This window comes from Sphingopyxis sp. Geo48, from assembly GCF_949769155.1.
In the GTDB taxonomy this organism is placed as follows: domain Bacteria; phylum Pseudomonadota; class Alphaproteobacteria; order Sphingomonadales; family Sphingomonadaceae; genus Sphingopyxis.
Genome location: NZ_CATKPA010000004.1, coordinates 360305 through 376793, shown reverse-complemented (window position 1 = coordinate 376793; position 16489 = coordinate 360305). Strand labels below are relative to the sequence as shown.

Here is a 16489-nt window from a genome sequence, read left to right as displayed (position 1 = left end):
CGATTGCGCCCTGCAGCTGGCGCGCGGAGGGGGCACAAAGGATGCCGCGTTGGCGTTGATCTAAGCACTCGGACAAATCGTAGCTCAGAACGTAGCCGGCGACATGTTCAGGCGGCTTCCCTTTGCGCTACTGGCGGCTCGGTGCGTTGCGCTGTGCGGGCGTTCCGAGAAAAGCCTCGCTTGGGTCGCCGGCAATCGCGCGTTGCTTTTGCGCGGCCTCGGCCCACCATGTCAGCTGGTTTATCCCGCGTGCCAAATAATCGGCCCACGCCTGAGGGTCGGCATCGACTTTGTACCCTCCGCCCTCATCGAAGATTTCTTGCGCCTTGGGGACGTGAATCATGGCCGAAACTGGCAGGCAGCCAAGCTCGGACAGGAACGATCGCATTCCAATTGCGGCCCGCGTTCCGCCCCACTGGCCGGCTGAATAGGTGACGATGAGGCTGGGCTTCCAAGCAAACAGCGAGGAGCCGAAGTGATTGAGTAGGTTGGCGAGCGCGGGGCTCATCGAATGATTGTATTCAGGGCTGACCATCACGAAGGCATCGGCCGCGCTGATCTTTTGCGCCAGCTCATCCAGGTGCGCCGGAGCTTGGCCGGCCGCGTACGCAAAGTGGGGCTTGAAGGGGGTGCCGAGCGGCCAGTCGAGCGGGTCGATGAGTTCAGACAGGCCGCAGTGGGCAACGCGCCCATGCAGCGCTTTGGCCACGCGTTCCCCCAACCGGGCTGGCCGCGGCGGGGTGCTCTCGCGAACCGAACCGAGGATAGTAAGGAAACTGATTGCCATTCTTTAGCTGCCTCGGTTGCAGAAACGACAGGCGCGCCGGACTGAGCGGCGCGGCACCTCTCTTTCCTGTCGGTTTGATAATCAAGCCATGCCGAGCGCCTTGGCAACACCTGCGCCATAGGCAGGATCGCAATGGATGCAGTTGGCGATATGGCGCTGCTTGATGAAAGCGGGCGCATCGCCCATTGCGCGGGCGGTATTATCGAACAGCACCTGCTGCTGGGCGGGCGTCATCAGCTGGAACAGTGCGCGTGGCTGGCTGAAATAATCGTCGTCATCCTCGCGGTAGTTCCAGAAATCGGCGTCTCCCGTGATCTTGAGCGCCGGCTCGCGATATTGGGGCTGCTCCTGCCACTGGCCAAAGCTGTTGGGTTCGTAGTGCAAGGTGCCGCCGTAGTTGGCATCGACCCTGCCCTGGCCGTCGCGGTGGTTGCTGAACACCGGGCAGCGCGCGGCGTTGACCGGGATCTGCTGGTAGTTGACCCCAAGCCGGTAACGCTGGGCATCGGCATAGTTAAACAGCCGGGCCTGCAGCATCTTGTCGGGCGAGACCGAGATGCCGGGCACCAGGTTAGATGGCGCGAAGGCAGATTGCTCCACATCCAGGAAGAAGTTCTCCGGGTTGCGGTTCAGCTCGAACTCGCCGACCTCGATCAGCGGGTAATCCGCCTTCGGCCAGATCTTGGTGAGGTCGAAGGGGTGGTATGGCACCTTTTCGGCATCGGCTTCCGGCATGATCTGCACGGCCATCTTCCACTTCGGGAAGTTGCCGCCCTCGATGGCGTCGTAGAGATCGCGCTGGTGGCTTTCGCGGTCCTGGCCGACCAGTTCGCCCGCCTCGGCGTCGGTCAGGTTCTCGATGCCCTGCTGGGTGATGAAGTGGAACTTCACCCAGAAACGCTCGTTTGCGGCATTGATCAGGCTGTAGGTGTGGCTGCCGAAACCATGCATGTGGCGATAGCTCTTCGGGATGCCGCGATCGGACATGACGATGGTCACCTGGTGCAGCGCTTCGGGCAGCAATGTCCAGAAATCCCAGTTGTAAGTGGCGCTGCGCAGGTTGGTGCGGGGATCGCGCTTCACTGCCTTGTTGAGGTCGGGGAACTTGCGCGGATCGCGCAGGAAGAAAACGGGCGTATTGTTGCCCACCATGTCCCAGTTGCCCTCCTCGGTGTAGAATTTGAGGGCGAAGCCGCGAATGTCGCGCTCGGCATCGGCAGCCCCGCGCTCGCCGGCGACAGTGGTGAAGCGGGCGAACATCTCGGTCTTCTTGCCGACCTGCGAGAGGAACTTCGCGCGGGTATAGCGGGAAATGTCGTTGGTGACGGTGAATGTGCCGAATGCGCCTGAACCCTTGGCGTGCATGCGCCGTTCGGGAATGACCTCGCGTACGAAATTCGCCAGCTTCTCATTCAGCCAGACATCCTGCGCCAGCAAAGGCCCGCGTGGCCCGGCAGTCAGGCTGTTCTGGTTGTCAGGCACCGGCGCCCCGAAATCGGTCGTCAAATGCGTGACCGGGCACTTGCCCTGGCTGTTGTCATGCTCGCTCATGATGGTCCTCTCCCGCGTTCTCGCTGAGAATGGCTTGTCTCATGCTTTGGCGGGAGAGAACAGCGATCAGAGACAGTCTGCCAAAATCGTCATTGCGCTGAAACACGATCCGATTAGGATTGTGTCTGCGACCCGAAGCCAAGTTATATTGGCGCAACTCACGAGGCAGCCTGTCGGCTGCCTCTTTTTTTGTGCATCTGATACTTTGCTGCTGACGCGGACCTCCCCGTCAGCGGCTATTTTCGGGCGGCAGTGCGGGTCAGTTCTGTCACATCCCGACGATTGACCGCGCCGGCTCAAGTGTCGACCCGAGCTGCCTTTTTCCCGTGCCCGGCACCGGATCTTTCCGACCGAAAATACCATGCCTTGGTCAGCTCGGTAGCCACGATGTAGCCCAGGACAATCGCGGCAATCGCAATCAGCTGAGGTGCCGAGAGCGGCACGAAGCCAAAGACCGAAGTCAATGTTCCCAGGAAGGGAATGGCGAATGTCGCGGCAACCACGGCAATGGTCGACCACAGCAGCAATTGGCTAGGCTTGCTGCGGAACACAGGCCTGTGGGTCCGCAGGACGAGCACGACGGCCAGTTCCGTCAACAGCGAAATCATGAACCACGATGTCTGGAAAGACGCCTCGCTCGCCCGGAATACGAGCACGAGCAGGGCGAACGTCAGGATGTCAAACACCGAACTGACCAGCCCGAAGACCATCATGAACTTGCGGATTTCCGAAACATTCCAGCGCTGCGGCCGGGTGACCCGCTCGGGATCGACATTGTCGCTGGAAATCGCGACCGAGGGCACATCGGAGAGAAAATTGTTCAGCAGGATCTGCTTGGCGGCAAGCGGCAGGAACGGAAGAAGCGGGGTCACCAGCGCCATGCTGATCATGTTTCCGAAGTTGGCGCTGGTAGTGATCGCGATGTATTTGAGCGTATTGGCGAATGTCTCCCTGCCGTCCTCGACGCCCGAACGCAGCACATCGAGATCGCGGCTCAGCAGGATGATGTCGGCGCTCTCGCGGGCAACATCGACGGCTTCCTCAACGGAAATACCGACATCAGCCGCATGAAGTGCCGGCGCATCGTTGATGCCATCCCCCAGATAGCCGACGGAGTGGCCCGTGCGCTGCAACGCACGGACAATCCGCTCCTTCTGTTGCGGGTCGATCTCGACGAACAGGTCGGTCCGGGGCGCCAGGTGCCACAGCGCCTCGTCCTTGAGCCTGGCCAGTTCTTCTCCCGTCAGCATCGACCTTGCATCAAGACCGACAGCCTCCGCCAGATGCGCCGTGACATGGCGATTGTCGCCGCTGATCACCTTGATGCGGATACCGAGCCGGTTGAGGTTCTCGATCGTGCGCCGTGCATCGGCCTTGGGCGGATCGAGAAAGACCAGGAAGCCGCGAAAGACCATGTCGCACTCGTCTCCGCGGTCATAGTCCGGCTTTACCGCAACCCGCCGCGTGGCGAGCGCCAGGACCCGGAAGCCCTCAGCGCCCTTGGCCTCGAACACCGCGTCCAGGCGCGCCCGTGCCTCGGCATCCAGCGGAACCTGGGCGCCGTCGCGGTGGAAGAATGTGCAGTTAGCGAGGACGTTGGCAAAGGCTCCCTTGGTGATGAAGAGGTGCTGCGCGGGGCAGTCGTCCTCGGCCACGACGATGGTCAGCATACGGCGCATGAAGTCGTAGGGGATTTCGTCGATCTTGTTGAAGCCCTGCTTCGTCAGCCCGGCGCTTTCGCCGGCCGCGACAATCGCGGTATCGAGCGGGTTCTCGATCCCCGTCTCGAAGGCCGCGTTCAGAAACGCGAGTTGCCGAACCTCATCCGAAGGCTGACTGGCAGAGTCCAGCACCTCGCTCAGGATGAGCGTCCCCTCCGTCAGCGTCCCGGTCTTGTCGGTGCACAGGATGTCCATGCTGCCGAGGTTCTCGATCGCATCGAGCCGGCGCACGATGACGCCCCGCTTGCTCATCGCCCGGGCCCCTGCGGACAAGGTCACGCTGATGATCGCCGGCAGCAGTTCGGGCGACAGTCCCACCGCCAGCGCCACGGCGAACAGCAGCGACTCCATCACCGGGCGGTGGAGCAGCAGGTTCACCGTCAGCACGAAGAGCACGATGACGATCATGACCCGGATGAGCAGATAGCCGAATTGCCTGACGCCGCGGGCAAAGTCCGTTTCGGGCTGCCGTGCCTTCAGCCGCGCCGCAATGGCGCCGAACTCGGTCGCGCGGCCGGTCTTGACCGCGAGCACCTTCGCCGCACCACTGCGGACCGAGGCCCCAAGGAACACGGAATTGGTGCGTTTGGTTATCGGCGCGTCTGGGGCGACGATGCCGGGGCGTTTTTCGACCGGAAAGGACTCGCCGGTCATGCTCGCCTCGCTGACCAGAAAGTCTGCGGCCTCGATCACCAGGCCATCGGCGGGGATGAGGTTGCCGGCCGACAGTAGCACAACGTCCCCGGGGACAATCATTTTGACCGGCAGGTCCCGTTCGACACCGTCTCGCAGAACCCGGGCGGTCAGCGCCAGACGCTTCTTGAGTTCCTCTACCGCGGACGATGCCCGGTATTCCTGGAAGAAGCTGAGCAGCGAGCTGCCAAGGACAATCGCCAGTATGATGGCCGCATCCACCCATTGCTGGAGCACCAGCGAGATGACAGCGGCAAAGGCCAGGATGAGAACGAGTGGGCTTTCGAACTGGCGAAGCAGCAGGCGCAGAGCGCTCAGACGCGCGTTATCTTCGACGCTGTTGGGGCCGACGAGGCCGAATTGCGTTGCCGCCTGAACGGACGAGAGGCCGACCGGGCTGGTCTCAAGCGATGCCGTCAACGTGGACGGGTCTTGGCTCCAGTAGGGAATATCTTCACTTGCCCCGCCCATTCCCGTTTCCAATCGCCCCAGCTCTGATCCCGATCAGACTTTCAAACCCTCGTTACGCGCATCAAGCTGTCGGCGCACCAGCAGAAGCCTCAACACAGTCAGAACTGCAAACAGGGATGCGGCATTGAACTGCCGCCCGCATCGCGATGCCTGTCACCAGATTGGACATCCCGTATGCGGTGCCCCTGCGCTCAAATGGGGCGGCGACTGCAACCCTCATACGACAGTACCGAAAATCGCCCCGATGCCTGCCGTCAGCGCCATGGCGAGTGCGCCCCAGAAGGTCACACGCAGGGTGGCCCGGATCACATTGGCACCACCCGCCTGCGCCCCGATCCCTCCGAGCAAAGCGAGAAAGACAAGCGAGGCGATCGAGACGCCCGCAACCAGAAATGAACGCGGCATCAGCAGGACCATGACGAGAGGCATCGCGGCGCCAACGGAGAATGTGGCAGCCGAGGTCAGGGCTGCCTGGATCGGGCGGGCTGCGGTGACTGCCGATATGCCGAGTTCGTCTCGGGCATGAGCGCCAAGCGCGTCTCTCGCCATCAACTGGTCGGCAACCTGGCGCGCAAGGTCAGGCTCGACACCGCGCTCCGTGTAAAGACGAGTCAGTTCCTCCCGTTCGAATTCCGGCTGCCCGGCAAGCTCCGCCCGTTCGCGCGCGAGATCGGCCTGTTCGGTGTCCGATTGTGAGCTGACAGAAACATATTCGCCCGCCGCCATCGACATGGCCCCGGCGACGAGGCCGGCGACGCCTGCGATCAGAACCTCGGAGGTGGCGGCGGATGCCGCCGCCACGCCGACGATCAGGCTCGCGGTCGAGACGATCCCGTCATTGGCGCCGAGCACAGCCGCCCGCAACCAACCGATGCGCGCGACGAGATGGCTTTCCGGGTGTTGGCGAAGACGGGACACGGGCATGGCTCCTGATAATCGTTCTACACTACTCGCCAAAGCGAACTCGCATGGCAGCGCTGACGCTGCAGAAGGGCGACACAGATCATTTCGGGACGATGGCGGATAACGATCAGCAAGTCAAAAGCCGTTGCCGCAGGCGAACGCGCGGATGCTCAATGCGCGAGCGCCTTTTGCAGACCGAGCGCCACGCAGTGGGCATGGTTGTCTGCCACTGTCACGGTCAGGCCCGTGGCGTCAGCGACGGCCCGACTGACAAGACCGATGGCTGCACTTCCGCCAGTCAGGACAATGCCGCCATCGTGAATGTCGCGGCTCAGTTCAGGCGGTATCTGACCGAGCAAATTGACCACCATTGCGGCAATTCCCGCTACGTGTTTCTCCACCACCGGGTGCAAATCGCCAACGGGAATACCAATCGCTGCGGGAAGTCCGGTGGCCAGATTGCGTCCCTTGATCCGGATATCGACACCGGCGTCCACGCCCTCATGCAGCATTTTGACGAGGTCGCGCTTGGCCTGCTCTGCCGTGCTGGCGCCGATCAGGAACTTGTGTCGGAAATGAAGATAGTCGGAAATCGCAAGGTCCAGAGCATCGCCTCCGCCGCGAAGCGATGCGGCCGCGCATATCCCGCCAAGCGACAGTACGGCTGCTTCCGTGGTCCCTGCCCCGCATTCAACGATCATGGTGCCTCGCGGAAGCTCGATCGGAAGGTCAGCGCCCAGCGCAGCCACAAGGGGTTCGGCGAGCAACTGAACGGATCCGAGGCCAGCGTCGTTCGCCGCCGTGAACAGAGCACTGCGTTCGGCATTGGTTGCATCGGCGGGTACGCCGATTATTGCGCGGAACGAGCGCAGCCTCCTCTGGCCCACACTCGACCGCACGGCATAAGTCAGATAATCGCGTGCCGCAGCGATGTCGCTCAGGACCCCGCGGTTGAGGGGGCGGACCACCCTCATGGATCCCGAAGTTCGATCCAGCATGGACCTGACAGCGGAGCCTGCAGCCACCAGTTCTCCGCGATCCGCCTGCCCCGTGAAGCAGCACAGCGACGGCTCGTCGAACAAGACGCCGCCGCTGGACGATACGACGCGCGTGTTCGCGGTGCCGAAATCGATCGCGAAATCAGGCTTGCCCATGGCTTGAAACAGTCTCTTCATCTTGCCCGGGTAGCAGTTGCGGCCTGGGATGTCTCCCGAAGGCGGTTGGGCGGCATCTGCATGGCCAGCAGGCCCATTCCTGCCGCACCCGAAACACTGCGTCGATCCGCCCAATGGTGCGGCACGCCTCGACGCAAATTTCCGCGACGACCGCTACTGGATCGGCGGCGTATAGTCGCGGCGCTGGAGCGTTGTCATATATGCGGCAAGGTCATCGATTTGCTCGGGATCGATGGCAAAGTTCATCATCGCTGGGAAATTATGGGAATCGCGCAGCCAGGGTTTGAGTGTTGCGGCAGTGAGGCCCGGTGCGTTGACGACCACCTCGAACGGCGGCGCCTCGGGGTTCGGGGAACCGCGTCCTGTGGTTACAGCATGGCAGCCAGAGCAGTTAGCTTTTGCAAATGCGAGACCCCGTGACGATGGGCCCGATCCTGCGGGATCGGTATTTACCTTCGCAGTCGTGGGACTGGCTGAAACTCCCCGCGACATCCGTCCGGGACTGCAAGCACTCAGTGTGAGCACGACAAGGGCGAGAACAGGCAATTTTCGCATCATCGATGCCTATCGTGCCGGAGCGGGCACCCGTCAATGCTGCCATTGCCTGCTGTCGCGGGGTACGCCTCCCCGAATTCCCGGATCGAAAAAACGTCCGATAACAGTGCGGCATGGCGGAGAGGTGGGGCGGCGTCAGTATTTGAGCTGACGCTCATAGAGGTCGCGATAGTGCTGGATACGGGTCACGCGCAGACCCTGCATGCCGGAGCGGTCAACAGCCCGTTCCCAGGATGCCAGTTCCTCGAGGGTGATGCTATATAGCTCGCAAGCCTCGTCGAAAGTCAAAAGGCCGCCCTGCACCGCCGCAACTACTTCCGCCTTGCGCCGGGCAACCCAGCGCTGGGTTTCCGGCGGGGGAAGCGATTCCAGCGTCAGCGGTTCGCCCAAGGGCCCGATGACGCTGGCAGGTCGAATCTTCTGGTTCTCGAGCATATCCCGCACAGAGTAAGGGGCGGCCCTTAAGAACGCGTTGCCCTTGCCGTTACACCGGTGCACTGATCGCGGCACGCCAAGTCTGGCGGTTTGATCGTCTCATTCCAACACGCGCCGACGTCTGCGATTGCCGCGGGATCGCCTTAGTCTAAGCTGCCATTGGCGACTCCAGAATACCTGGGGCAACAAAAAACGGGAGGGAAGCATGGAAGAGGCACTGAACAGGCAACCGGGCAGCGTTGAACCTTTTCCCGAGACCCCTAAAAATACCTTGGTTTCCGATGAGTTGAACAGAATTCTGTCTCTGCTGCGCGACGCATGTCCAGCGGATGCCCATATCACCACCGGATAGTTGGCGGGTCGGGCGAACAAGCCCTGGCGCAGATGCGAGGGCAGTTCGTGAACGATCAGTTCGCCCTTCAGGAACCCATGGCTTTTGGCATGGGCGTCGCGCACGGCGTGGCGATGACGCTCGAAGGCCCGCCGGTTGGTGGTGGCCATGATCTCGAGGATCTCGGCGGTCAGCCGCTCCTCGTCCTCGCCGAGAACCTCCACGTCCGGGGAATAGCCAATGTAGGTTTGAGCCAAGAGCGCTCCTTCACACTGAGATTTCGTTGCCCAGGAACGATTTCGGGTTGAAATCGCCGTTGATTGCGGATATCAGTTGATATCTGGTTTCACTGAGAACGCGGAACCTCCGAAAAGGTTTCGCACGTCTCGCCCGTTGGTTGGAGAACGAACCCATGCCGCTTACGCGCAAGGACACGCAGCGCCAGACGCGGGACCGGCTGATCGCGGCCGCGCATTCCTCGATTATCGAGGAGGGGGTCGCTGCCATGTCGATTCGCAACATCTGCAGCGCCGCAGGGCATTCGCAGGGCGCCTTCTACTCGAACTTCGCCAGCAAGGATGATCTGCTGGTCGAGATCCTGCAAAGCCATATCCAGGACGAGGTCACACTGCTTCGCGACCTGGTCGCGCACTGCTCCGGCGACGATATCGAGGCGACGCTGCAGGTGCTGGCCGCGCGGCTCGCGAAGTTGGCCGACGAGGCACAATGGTCACTGCTCTCGATCGAATTGCAGCTCCATGCCCGGCGCGATCCGGCTTTCGCCGAGCGGCACCGGGAGGGCAAGGCGGCCTGCTATCGGATGTTCGGTGAGCTCGTCGCCGATCTGACGCAACGCTTCGCACTTCGTCCGGCCTTGCCGCCGATGCAGACCGGTATCGGTCTTTACGCGCTCTGGATGGGACTGGCGGTGCAGGGCGATGTCGAAGGCGCCATGCCGCGCGACGAGATGCTCGTCGGCTTCTTCCGCGCCATGGCAGGACTGGGTTCGTCGCATGAGGAGCAGGCGTATTCGTGAGCGGGATCGTGTCAGATCGTCGACGCATCGGCTGCGATGAGCACGGACACCCACTCGTCGGCGAGGTGGATGAGCATCGGCGCTTCCATATCCGCTTCCGCGCCCGGGACGCCGACATCGACGAACTCGGCCATGTCAACAATGCGGTCTGGGTGACCTGGATTCAGGATGCGTCGGTGGCGCATTGGCTGACGGCCGCGCGGCCGCAGGATCGCGACCGGTTCGTCGCGGTCGTGCTGCGCCATGAGGTCGACTATCGCGGCAATGTCCGGGCGGGAGACGAGGTCAGTGCGATCACCTGGGTCGTCCGAGCGCCGCGGGGTGCCCGCTATGCACGATGTGTCGAATTCCATGCCGAAGACGGCCGGACGATCGTCGCCTCGCTGACCCAATGGGCCCTGGTCGATCGGGAAACCGGCAAGCTGGCCCGCGTCCCGGTGGAGGTGGCGGCTCCGTTTCTAAGTGACGATACCGCGCAGAAGGAAATTGGATGAGCGATATCAGGAAAGTGGCGGTTCTCGGCACGGGAGTCCTCGGGAGCCAGATCGCCTTCCAGACGGCCTATAGCGGCTTCGATGTTGTCGCCTACGACATCAGCGAGGAAGCGCTCGAACAGGCGCGCGCACGGCTGGCGGCGCTCGTCGAAACCTACACGAACGAGGTGTCGGGCGCGGCTGGCGGCAAGGCGGCCGGGGCGCTCAAGCGGATCGCTCTGCTGAGCGATCTCGGCGCGGCCGTCGCGGACGCGGACCTCGTGATCGAGGCGGTTCCGGAGGTTCTTTCGATCAAGCAGGCGCTCTACGAGAAACTGGCGGGGCTCGCGCCGGACAGGACGATCTTCGCCACCAATAGCTCGACCCTGCTGCCGAGCGACCTGAAGGCTTACACCGGCCGACCGGACCGGTTTCTGGCGCTGCACTTCGCCAACAGCATCTGGAAGTTCAACACCGCCGAGGTGATGGGCACGGACGACACCGATCCGGCCGTGTTCGATGCCCTGATCGCCTTCGCCTCCGCCATCGGCATGGTGCCGATCCCGGTGCGCAAGGAGAAAGCGGGTTACGTCCTCAATTCGCTTTTGGTGCCGCTCCTGAACGCGGCCGCCGATCTGGCGGCCGGCGGCTATGCCGAGCCGGAAGATGTCGACAAGGTCTGGCGGATCGCCACCGGCGCGCCGATGGGGCCGTTCCAGATCTACGACATCATCGGATTGAACACCCCCTACAACATCCTCTCGCATGGCGACGAGCATGCTCAGTCGCTCGCCGCCTGGCTGAAGGAAAACTACATCGACAAGGGCAGGCTCGGCATCGCCTCGGGCGAAGGCTTCTACAGCTACAAGCCCTCCGCAGACTGATCCCAACAAGAAGAACAGGAGTTCGCCATGCACTATAGCAGCGGAAACTATGAAGCCTTCGTGCGTCCCCGCAAGCCCGAGGGCGCCGACAAGAAGACGGCCTGGTTTGTCGGTTCGGGGCTGGCGGGGCTTGCCGGCGCGGCCTTCCTGATCCGCGACGGCGGCGTTTCCGGCGACCGCATCACCATCCTTGAAGAGCTGGAAATCCCTGGTGGCGCGCTCGATGGTCTGGACGTGCCCGAAAAGGGCTTCGTCATTCGCGGCGGCCGCGAAATGGAAGAACATTTCGAGTGCCTGTGGGACCTTTATCGCTCGATCCCCTCGCTGGAGATCGAGGACGCCAGCGTGCTCGACGAGTTCTACCGGCTCAACAAGGACGATCCCAACTTTTCGCTCCAGCGCACGACGCAGAACCAGGGCCAGGACGTGCCCGACAAAGCGATGTTGACGCTAAACGACAAGGCCCAGAAGGACCTGCTCTCGGTCTTCCTCGCGACGCGCGAGGAGATGGAGAACAAGCGTATCAACGAGGTCTTCGGCGAAGACTTCCTCAAAAGCAATTTCTGGCTCTACTGGCGCACCATGTTCGCCTTCGAGGAATGGCATTCGGCGCTGGAGATGAAGCTCTACCTGCACCGCTTCATCCATCATATCGGCAGTCTCGCCGACTTCTCCTCGCTCAAGTTCAACCGCTATAACCAGTATGAATCGATGGTCCTGCCGCTGGTGAAGTGGCTGACCGATCACGGCGTCACGTTCCGCTACGGCGTCGAGGTCACCGATGTCGATTTCGACATCCAGCCCGGCCGCAAGCAAGCGACCCGCATTCACTGGAAAGAGCGCGGCGTCGAAGGCGGCGTCAATCTCGGGCCAGACGATCTCGTCTTCATCACGATCGGCTCGCTGACCGAGAATTCCGACAATGGCGACCACAGGACGCCGGCGAAGCTCAATGAAGGACCGGCGCCGGCCTGGGACCTGTGGCGCCGCATCGCCGCGAAGGATCCGGCCTTCGGCCGCCCCGACGTGTTCGGCGCCCATATCCCGGAGACGAAATGGGCCTCCGCCTCCATCACTGCCCTCGACGCCCGCATTCCGGCCTATGTCGAGAAGATCACCAAGCGGAACCCCTTTACCGGCAAGATCGTCTCCGCCGGTATCGTCACGGTGAAGGACTCGGCGTGGCTGCTGAGCTGGACGGTTCATCGCCAGCCGCATTTCAAGAAGCAGCCCAAAGATCAGATGATCGCCTGGTTCTACGCGCTCTTTGTCGATTGCCCCGGCGACTTCGTGAAGAAGCCGATGCAGGAATGCACCGGTGAGGAGATCACCCAGGAATGGCTCTATCACCTCGGCGTGCCGGTCGAGGACATTCCCGAACTCGCGGCATCCGGCGCCAGCACCGTTCCCACGATGATGCCCTATATTACCGCCTTCTTCATGCCGCGCCAGGCGGGTGACCGGCCGGACGTGGTGCCGGAGGGCGCGGTCAACTTCGCCTTCATCGGCCAGTTCGCGGAATCGAAGCAGCGGGACTGCATCTTCACCACGGAATATTCGGTGAGAACCCCGATGGAGGCCGTCTACACGCTGATGAATGTCGAGCGCGGCGTGCCGGAGGTCTTCAACTCGACCTATGATATTCGTACACTTCTTGCTGCGATCGGTCCGCTGCGGGACGGCAAGGGCATCGATCTTCCCGGACCGGCCTTCCTGCGCAAGCTGCTGATGAAGAAGCTCGAAGGCACAGAGATCGCCAAGCTGCTCGAAGAGTTCCATCTGATCGAGGAGTGAACAAAGGCCGGAAGGCACGCGCGGCGTGTGAAAGGTGATGAATGGCCGACGACGATCAGAAGAGCGAACGCGCCGCCGAGGTGACTGGGGCGCACGGCCATCATCACCATCATGAGCCGGACGGCGAAACGCCGTCCGGTCACGTCGACCATGATCCGGTCTGTGGCATGGTGGTCGATCCCGCCAGGACCGCTCACAAGGCTGAGTATGAAGGCGAGCGTTACGCCTTCTGCTCGGCCGGCTGTAAGGCGAAGTTCGACGCCGACCCCGTGCATTATGCAGCACGGGTAGCGCATGCCGAGCCGCACCATGAGGGTGCTGCTACCCATGGCGATCATTCCCACCCTAGAGTTCAGACTCAATCGACGACATCTATGCGACTTATGAGTGTCTCAGGACGTTGATAAGGCGTCCGAACGGGTCGCGGACATAGAAGCGTCTGACGCCCCAAGGCTCGTCCGTCGGACCATACTCGACTTTCAGCCCGGCTTTCTCGGCGCGCTGCTGGACTTCTTCGAGGTTGTCGACTTCGACAGAGAGATCAGGAACAGCCGTTCCAGAACCTCCTTCGCTGGCAATGCTGACCTGCGGCCTGCCATCTATCGCCGGCGCAGCAAACGTAATAATCCAGTCATGATCCATGACGGCTTCGAGGCCCAATATGTCACAATAGAATGACCGAGCAGCATCAGGATGGGGCGCAGCGATATTGGCGATAATTCGTTTGACGGCCATGGTTCTTTCCTCGGTTTAAGAAGCATAACGTTCTCAAAGCCAGAACGCGACGGCAGCCGCAAGGCTCACGGCTGAGAGGAAGTTTCGGGCGAGCTTATCATAGCGGGTAGCGATGCGACGGAAGTCCTTGAGGCGGCAAAACATAGCCTCTACCCGCCAGCGGTCCTTGTAGCGGCGTTCGTCATACTGGATCGGACGCTTGCGGTTACGGCGACCGGGGATCACGGGGATCGTTCTCTGCTCGCGCAAGGTCGTCCTGATGCGGTTTGCGTCGTAGCCACGGTCGGCGATCACGCGCTTCATGTCGATGGTTTCGCCGATCAGCAGGTCTGCGCCCTTCACGTCCGATGTGTTGCCTGGTGTCAGAATAAGGCGGAGCGGTCGCCCGAGAACATCGACAAGCGCGTGGATCTTAGTCGTCCGGCCGCCACGCGAGATGCCAATGGCATTGGCTCGCGCCCCCCTTTTGCGCCACTGGCGCTGCGGTGAGCCTTGATGTAGCTGCTGTCGATCTGGCCCGTCTCCGCAATCCAGCCCTCTTCGGTCAGTGCTGCCAGGATGCGGGTCCATATGCCTCGGCGGCTCCATCGGTTCCAGCGGTTGTAGACCGTCGTCGCCGGGCCGTATTCGGCAGGGCAGTCCGCCCACCGGCCACCGCGCTTAAGCATGTGGACGATGCCGGAGATCACCCGCCGGTCATCAACCCTCCGGGCTCCAGGCTGGTTCTTCGGCAGGTGCGGCTCAATCGCAGCCCACGCATCATTGGACAACCAAAACAACGAACGCGACATTCCCACGCCTCCTCTGCTGGAGGCCCTTGAATCAATACATCGACCAATTTTCAATATGCTGATTGGGTTTAGACCCTAGACAAAGTGGGGTCCAATCCTGTTTGGCAGGAGCGAGGCATCTGCCGGTTACTTTAGAAAATCCCTCATCTTAATCTATTCGGGGTGATCGGGCTCCAGCCAATTGAGCGGGACAAGCGCGTGGTCGCGCCATTGTTCGGCAAGTACCACGTTATCCAGTTCACCCCATACATCCTCGTCGGCATGGTCGAGGACGATAACCTGAAGGCGTCCGTTGGCGGCTGCCACCTGCTCCCCAAGCAACGCGAACACTTTCCGCACGGCTTCGACGTCTTGGTCGCGCCACGTCACTGGATCGGCCTTTCGATCGCCGGCTGTCCGGCGTGGAAAATAGACCTGACTAGGCTGATCGTAGATCAGCAATCCGGGAACGGGGTGATGGGGCAGCGACAGGAAAGGCGGGCGCGCGGCCAGTCGCTTTTGAGGTGCAGTGGACGCGACAGACGAACGATGAAACGATAGCCCGCCAAAGCCGCTACCACGCCTCCGCCGTGCGCGGGCTGTGGCTATTCAGGCAAAGTGATTTTCCCTTTGATCGAAATGTCCCTGCATTCCGCCTGATGTTTGACGAGAGAGCTAAGACATTCTCAGTCGCGCTCCCATCCCCGCTCCTTCATTTGGGCACTAGCAGTCGTGAAAGAGGTGAAGCGCGGTACTGGCCTCAGATTATTCCGCTCGGCGCCTCTCGCCCAAATCCTAGATGGCCAAGGCGACCATCAATTTCGCAAACGCTGGGTCGCGCCGACAGGCTTTCTCGACAATGAGTGCCTGGAGATCGACAACACCAGTGCGGAGCGCGTGATGCGCTGGGTGGCTCTGGCCCGTCAAACTGGCTATTAGCAGGCTCAAAGGCGGACGGGGATCGCACCGCTGCGGTCTACTCCGTCATCGAGAGCGCCAAACACAATACTCTCGAACCGCAGGCCTATATCGCCGATATCATCGCCAAGATCGCTGGCTACTGGCCGGCTGCCCGTTGGGATGAAGTCAGCGATTTCGAGGCCACGATTCTCCCGCTCAGCCGCAGCGGAAAAAATATTCGACAGCTGGCCGTGCTACCTAGGCTGCTACCTAGCGCGATGACGTAACGCCTCGACCCGAAACTTAGGCCACGCAAGTTATTGTTTTGATGTAGGAAATTGGTGGACGCACTAGGGCTCGAACCTAGGACCCGCTGATTAAGAGCGTGTCTTAAGATCTATCCATATCATCTTGAATCGCTTCATATTATTCCAAGTCTGTTGTGTCAACAAATCTTTGGTCGAAGCACTCTGAAGCAGGTTGCGCCACGCCCAAGCAAGCAAGTTCGGGCGCCCGATACCCCCTCGATACCCACGCGGAAGATCGTCAATTTTCTGGGTATCAGATGTAGGGGGATGCGTTTCATGCAGGTCGAAACGAGTTAACGCACATTGTGTATCGTCACGTCGTGCAATTGTCAGGTTCAACCTTGCTCAAACCACCAGCGGTCGATCACATTGCGAATATCTTCCAGCTGTTGGAGTAGATTGCTTTCCAAATTCAACTGGATCTCAGGCCCGGGCGCTAGCGTGTCGATGTCATCCAAATCATGCATCATGCTGTGTAAGCTTCCGCAATGGGCGCAGCCGTTGGAGATTTGCGGCCTCGAACTCCACCCACCAAAACGAGGTTTCACCTCCCCGATGTTGTGTGAAGCCAGAAGATCCTTGGGGAGCAGTTTGAGCAAGATTGCCCTTCCCTCCGGCCATTCGTCAAAATCGTAGATCGTAACGTCAGCATGGGGATGTCCGGGGAACGCTTGGTTGAGGTTCAGGCGGATGAAATTGACGATCTTCGTTTCACAACCGCACTTGTAGCAGAACTTTTCGGTGGTCCAGATCGTGGCCGGTATCGTTAGCCCGATTGCCGGAGCGAATTTCAGCCGTCCTCCGAGCGCACCGGCCACGAACTCGGTGAAGGGCATCGTCGAGTGCCTGGCGCAACTCGTCAATTAATGGCTGGTTGCGATCTTTCCGGCTTCGTCGTCGGATATCGGTTTACTGGCCGCGAACCTCTGCCTCGATCTCGTAGAGCTGACAGCTCCAGGCTCGATTG

The 16489-nt window shown here is 61.3% G+C and carries 17 protein-coding genes and 1 pseudogene; 6 read left to right on the top strand and 12 right to left on the bottom strand.

Annotation, left to right across the window (positions count from 1 at the left end):
- Positions 1-127: 127 nt before the first annotated feature.
- The 8 genes from QOL79_RS15880 to QOL79_RS15850 all read right to left on the bottom strand — a co-directional run bounded on the left by QOL79_RS15880 (position 128) and on the right by QOL79_RS15850 (position 8879).
- Entirely contained in the window at positions 128-787 is a 660-nt protein-coding gene (locus tag QOL79_RS15880; protein WP_257541481.1) for an NADPH-dependent FMN reductase, read from the bottom strand.
- Between the two features lie 81 nt (positions 788-868).
- Positions 869-2338 carry a catalase gene (locus QOL79_RS15875; protein ID WP_283420086.1) on the bottom strand — a complete coding sequence of 490 codons (1470 nt, stop codon included), beginning with the start codon at positions 2336-2338 and terminating at the stop codon, positions 869-871.
- A 296-nt stretch (positions 2339-2634) separates the two neighbouring features.
- The gene (gene mgtA / locus QOL79_RS15870) at positions 2635-5223 is read right to left on the bottom strand and encodes a magnesium-translocating P-type ATPase (protein ID WP_257541479.1); all 2589 of its coding nucleotides are present in this window, start codon (positions 5221-5223) and stop codon (positions 2635-2637) included.
- A 216-nt stretch (positions 5224-5439) separates the two neighbouring features.
- Positions 5440-6141 (bottom strand): VIT1/CCC1 transporter family protein, encoded by a 702-nt coding sequence (locus QOL79_RS15865; RefSeq protein WP_257541477.1) that lies wholly within the window; start codon positions 6139-6141, stop codon positions 5440-5442.
- Positions 6142-6296: 155 nt separating this feature from the next.
- The gene (locus tag QOL79_RS15860) at positions 6297-7301 is read right to left on the bottom strand and encodes a rod shape-determining protein (protein WP_283420085.1); all 1005 of its coding nucleotides are present in this window, start codon (positions 7299-7301) and stop codon (positions 6297-6299) included.
- Between the two features lie 153 nt (positions 7302-7454).
- Positions 7455-7793 (bottom strand): c-type cytochrome, encoded by a 339-nt coding sequence (locus tag QOL79_RS19565; RefSeq protein ID WP_349306425.1) that lies wholly within the window; start codon positions 7791-7793, stop codon positions 7455-7457.
- A 198-nt stretch (positions 7794-7991) separates the two neighbouring features.
- Positions 7992-8291, bottom strand: a complete 300-nt coding sequence (sciP, locus tag QOL79_RS15855; protein WP_283420084.1) for a CtrA inhibitor SciP — start codon at positions 8289-8291, stop codon at positions 7992-7994.
- Positions 8292-8390: 99 nt separating this feature from the next.
- On the bottom strand, positions 8391-8879 hold the full coding sequence (locus QOL79_RS15850; RefSeq protein ID WP_283420083.1) for a hypothetical protein: 489 nt from the start codon (positions 8877-8879) through the stop codon (positions 8391-8393).
- 155 nt (positions 8880-9034) lie between these two features.
- On the opposite strand from QOL79_RS15850, the gene QOL79_RS15845 reads away from it, so the two are divergent.
- From QOL79_RS15845 to QOL79_RS15825, 5 genes are all read left to right on the top strand, one after another.
- On the top strand, positions 9035-9658 hold the full coding sequence (locus QOL79_RS15845; RefSeq protein ID WP_050746444.1) for a TetR/AcrR family transcriptional regulator: 624 nt from the start codon (positions 9035-9037) through the stop codon (positions 9656-9658).
- 65 nt (positions 9659-9723) lie between these two features.
- Positions 9724-10152, top strand: a complete 429-nt coding sequence (locus QOL79_RS15840; protein WP_066730388.1) for an acyl-CoA thioesterase — start codon at positions 9724-9726, stop codon at positions 10150-10152.
- Positions 10149-11015 carry a 3-hydroxyacyl-CoA dehydrogenase gene (locus QOL79_RS15835; RefSeq protein WP_046407406.1) on the top strand — a complete coding sequence of 289 codons (867 nt, stop codon included), beginning with the start codon at positions 10149-10151 and terminating at the stop codon, positions 11013-11015. The genes QOL79_RS15840 and QOL79_RS15835 overlap by 4 nt, the downstream gene beginning before the upstream one ends.
- Positions 11016-11042: 27 nt before the next feature.
- Positions 11043-12809: an oleate hydratase gene (locus tag QOL79_RS15830; RefSeq protein WP_283420082.1), complete on the top strand. Its 1767-nt coding sequence runs from the start codon at positions 11043-11045 to the stop codon at positions 12807-12809.
- A gap of 41 nt (positions 12810-12850) precedes the next feature.
- Complete coding sequence (locus tag QOL79_RS15825) at positions 12851-13213, top strand: YHS domain-containing protein (RefSeq protein WP_502957495.1); 363 nt, start codon at positions 12851-12853, stop codon at positions 13211-13213.
- Here the strand turns inward: QOL79_RS15825 and QOL79_RS15820 are convergent.
- The 3 genes from QOL79_RS15820 to QOL79_RS15810 form a co-directional block, all read right to left on the bottom strand.
- The gene (locus QOL79_RS15820; protein ID WP_283420081.1) at positions 13191-13544 is read right to left on the bottom strand and encodes a VOC family protein; all 354 of its coding nucleotides are present in this window, start codon (positions 13542-13544) and stop codon (positions 13191-13193) included. The genes QOL79_RS15825 and QOL79_RS15820 overlap by 23 nt on opposite strands.
- A 33-nt stretch (positions 13545-13577) precedes the next feature.
- A protein-coding gene (locus QOL79_RS15815) for an IS5 family transposase (protein ID WP_283420080.1) occupies positions 13578-14335 on the bottom strand; the annotation gives its coding sequence in 2 pieces (ribosomal slippage) (positions 13578-14002 and positions 14002-14335; 759 coding nt in all).
- A 153-nt stretch (positions 14336-14488) separates the two neighbouring features.
- On the bottom strand, positions 14489-14800 hold the full coding sequence (locus QOL79_RS15810; RefSeq protein ID WP_283420106.1) for a DUF3732 domain-containing protein: 312 nt from the start codon (positions 14798-14800) through the stop codon (positions 14489-14491).
- Between the two features lie 271 nt (positions 14801-15071).
- Between QOL79_RS15810 and QOL79_RS19560 the strand changes: the two are divergent.
- Positions 15072-15501 (top strand): annotated as a pseudogene (locus tag QOL79_RS19560) (IS66 family transposase); the annotation flags it as partial.
- 356 nt (positions 15502-15857) lie between these two features.
- On the opposite strand, the gene QOL79_RS15800 reads toward QOL79_RS19560, so the two are convergent.
- Positions 15858-16358 (bottom strand): hypothetical protein, encoded by a 501-nt coding sequence (locus tag QOL79_RS15800; protein WP_283420079.1) that lies wholly within the window; start codon positions 16356-16358, stop codon positions 15858-15860.
- Positions 16359-16489 lie beyond the last annotated feature (131 nt).